We start from the raw sequence: 3,389 nt of genomic DNA, 5'->3' as shown, positions 1-3,389 counted from the left end.
CGGTCAACGCGACCGGCATCCGCCCATTTTTTTGTCACGACCAACGGTCGCGACCTACCGACGTGTTGACCAGGGTAGGTGCCGACCGTTGGTCGGCACGCTCCCTCAGACCACCGTCAACATCACATCGATGTTGCCGCGCGTGGCGTTCGAATACGGGCACACGATGTGCGCCTTCTGCACCAGCTCTTCCACCTGCTCGCGCGGCAGGCCCGGCACGCTGATCTGCAGCTCAACTTCAATCCCGAAGCCGGTCGGGATCTGCCCGATGCCGACGTTACCGGTGATGCTGGTCTCGGCCGGCAGCGCAACCTTCGCCTGCCCCGCCACGTACTTCAGCGCGCCCAGGAAGCAGGCCGAATAGCCGGCAGCAAACAGCTGCTCCGGGTTGGTGCCCGGGCCGCCGGCGCCGCCCAGCTCGCGCGGGGTGGACAGCTGCACGTCCAGCACGTTGTCCGACGAGGTGGCGTGGCCTTCGCGGCCGCCGGTGGCGGTGGCGTGTGCGGTGTAGAGAACCTTTTCAATCGACATGGGAGAGCTCCTGGCTGTGAATGGGGTGGGGCGGTTGGTGAGGTGTACTTTGCGCCTCCCGGGCAGACGTGTGGCAACATAAGGTCCAGAAAACTTGATCTGGAGTCCGAAATGGTCGACCGCCTGCAGTCCCTGCTCGGCCGCTTTGCGGTCAATGCCGAAGTCTTCCACGCCGGCGCCCTGTGCGGCATCAACGACCTGCCCGCCGACGGCGAGCGCGGCCAGCTGCACCTCATCCGCGAGGGCAACGTCCGGGTGGAGCACCCCGACGGCAGCCTGCTCGAGATCACCCAGCCCAGCGTGCTGGTCTACCCACGCCCACTGGCGCACCGCTTCGTGACCGACCCCGACACCGGCGCCGACTTCGCCTGCGCCCACCTGCAGTTCGAAGGCGGCGGCAGCAGCCCGGTCGCCGCCGCACTGCCGCCGGTGATCTGCCTGCCGCTGCAGGAGCTCTACGGCGGCCAACCGATCCTCTCGGTGCTGTTCGAAGAAGCCTTCGCCCAGCGCTGTGGCCGCCAGGCGCTGCTGGACCGCCTGTTCGAAGTGGTAATGATCCAGATCCTGCGCGCGCTGATGGAAAGCGGCCAGCTACGCGTCGGCCTGCTCGCCGGCATGGCCCACCCGCGCCTGCGCCACGCGCTGGTGGCGATGCACGAGGAACCCGCGCAGGAATGGACCCTCGAATCGCTCGCCCAGCGCGCCGGCATGTCGCGCAGCGCGTTCGCCGACAGCTTCCGCGACACCATCGGCAGCACTCCCGGCCACTACCTGCAGGGCTGGCGCACGCGCCTGGTGCAACAGGCGCTACGCAAGGGCCAGCCGCTCAAGCGCATCGCGGTGGATGTCGGCTACGGCAGTGAAGCGGCGCTGTCGCGCGCGTTCAAGTCGCAGACCGGGCAATCGCCGCGACAGTGGAAGCAGGAGCTTCGCGTCACTTGATGGCGGGCGCGCCACTCCCCTTGCGGAACGTGTAGCGCGTCATTTCCCAGCCATAGCCGTGCACGGCGGACGCCGCCTTCCATTGGAAGCCCCACGACTGCACCGTGCCATCGGGCAGGGTGTTCTCCACGGTGTACTCCTCTCCCGGCCGGCCTTCGTCTGGCAGGCGGCCGGACACAAGCTGGGCACCTTCGACGCGGACAGAGCCATCGCGACCCAGCGGCATGTGACCGGGGGCGTGAGCTGCCACCCAATCCATAAGTCGTCGCTTCTCGCCTCCTCCTGCCGATGAGCCTTGGTTGGCGGAAACGGTCGTTTCTGCGGGAGAGGCAGTGGCGTGACCGAGAATCGCAGTACTGGCAAGCGTCAGGCACAGCGCGACGTACGTAATTTTCTTCATGGCGTTCACTCCTATGGGTACGCGTCGGTTCGTCCAACGCGTGGCCGAGGAAGGTAGTCCGTGCCACCGCGAATGCCCAATGCAATGTTCTGATCGATTCCTGGGAATCCGTTGCAATCCTCTATCGAAGCCACGCCCGTCGCCATCACGGTCAGTCAAACCGTACCTCGGGCGTAGCCGCTCATGGCGGCACGTTCAGATGGTCCATTCCCGATCGGTGGTGAACATGATCGTCAGCCATCGGTCGGTCGATTCCTCACCCAACGCCTCACCGATCTCGTCGCGCAGCTGGTCCCATTCGACCAGTGGGCGCGGCGGATCGTTTGCCGGTACCACGAAGAACAGTTCGATCTGATCGCCACGCCCCACCTTGGCCACATAGCTGCGGTGTTCAATGAAGCCGTGCTTGGCGACGATGCCGCGTGCAACCTCGTCAACGTGCGCCTGCAGGTCAACCGGGGTGATGAGCAGGATGTCCGACAGCGCCTGCCGCACGGTGCCAAGTGGCGCGACCACGACGAAAAGGCACACCACCAGCAGAATGGCCGGATCAATGTAGGGCACCAGCCACGCCCAGTCCGTGCCACGCAGCAGCCAGCCGCCGACGAAGGCAACCAGATAGGCGGCCGACATGCTCGCGGCCACCACCCAGTTCTTTGCGTCCAATGCGATGAATTCGGAACCGATGGAGCGGTTGGCGCGGCGCACGAACAGCGCAAGACCGCTCTCGACGATGATGGAAATCACCGCGAAGACGATGGCGGGCCCCAATGCGATCTCGCGCCCACCAGACATCAATGCGTCCACCGCATTGACCGCTGCGTACAATGCAGCGCCGATCATCAGCGTGCCGCTGACCCCCAGTACGATGGGTTCCAGGTGCCAGAAGCCCATGGTGAAGCGCTGGTTCAGGCGGGACTGCAGCGCGTCCACGTTGGTGGACATGCTGATCAACCGCACCACCAGCAGCGACAGCCAAGTCATCACCACATCGATCAGGCCATAGATGCCGTCAAAAATGATCAGCGAGGAGTTGGCGAACAGGCCGAAGGCAACGGCAATTGCCGCAACGCCGAACGAACCTGCGATCGATAGGCGCAATACCCCTTGTTCGCTGGCGCTGTCGAAGCTGGATGGGCGCAAAAAGCTCATGGGGAATTCGGGAAAGTCCTAATGGGATCCGCGACCCCTTTGGAGTCGCAGGGGCCTCAGGCGCAAGAGTACCCGGCTTTCGCTACGCAGCCAAAGGAACGCCTCAAGCTTCAAGCCCCAACCTTAACTCATAGCTACGCAAAGGCTCAGCTTCAGGCGGATCTGCCAACCATCGCACCATCGATTGATTCCAGGTCGCATTCGACTAGCGAAGCTGAGCGAATGCCCGACGTATAGCTTGGATTCAACCGATCGACGCAACGGTTCGTCGGTATCGCTCGACGGGTGTTTCGTAGCCTAACGTCTTGCGGGGCCGCTCGTTCAGTTGGCGGGCAACTGCATCAAGCTGAGCTTGAGAGATATT

The 3,389-nt window shown here is 64.1% G+C and carries 4 protein-coding genes and 1 pseudogene; 1 reads left to right on the top strand and 4 read right to left on the bottom strand.

The window, feature by feature from the left end:
* Positions 1 to 105: 105 nt before the first annotated feature.
* Positions 106 to 531 carry an organic hydroperoxide resistance protein gene (locus tag QMX79_RS20380; protein ID WP_282248399.1) on the bottom strand — a complete coding sequence of 142 codons (426 nt, stop codon included), beginning with the start codon at positions 529 to 531 and terminating at the stop codon, positions 106 to 108.
* Between the two features lie 111 nt (positions 532 to 642).
* On the opposite strand from QMX79_RS20380, the gene QMX79_RS20375 reads away from it, so the two are divergent.
* Complete coding sequence (locus tag QMX79_RS20375) at positions 643 to 1,473, top strand: AraC family transcriptional regulator (protein WP_282248398.1); 831 nt, start codon at positions 643 to 645, stop codon at positions 1,471 to 1,473.
* Here QMX79_RS20375 and QMX79_RS20370 read toward each other — a convergent pair.
* The 3 genes and pseudogenes from QMX79_RS20370 to QMX79_RS20360 all read right to left on the bottom strand — a co-directional run.
* The gene (locus tag QMX79_RS20370; RefSeq protein WP_282248397.1) at positions 1,466 to 1,873 is read right to left on the bottom strand and encodes a hypothetical protein; all 408 of its coding nucleotides are present in this window, start codon (positions 1,871 to 1,873) and stop codon (positions 1,466 to 1,468) included. The genes QMX79_RS20375 and QMX79_RS20370 overlap by 8 nt on opposite strands.
* Positions 1,874 to 2,068: 195 nt before the next feature.
* A complete protein-coding gene (locus tag QMX79_RS20365) occupies positions 2,069 to 3,025 on the bottom strand; it encodes a cation transporter (RefSeq protein ID WP_282248396.1) in 957 nt (318 codons plus the stop codon).
* Positions 3,026 to 3,269: 244 nt separating this feature from the next.
* Positions 3,270 to 3,389, bottom strand: a pseudogene (locus tag QMX79_RS20360) (IS30 family transposase); the annotation flags it as partial.

The organism is Stenotrophomonas sp. PS02300, from assembly GCF_029959395.1.
Classification (GTDB): domain Bacteria; phylum Pseudomonadota; class Gammaproteobacteria; order Xanthomonadales; family Xanthomonadaceae; genus Stenotrophomonas; species Stenotrophomonas maltophilia_AD.
Note: the sequence above shows the minus strand (reverse complement) of the source record. Positions and strands in the feature narration are given on the sequence as shown.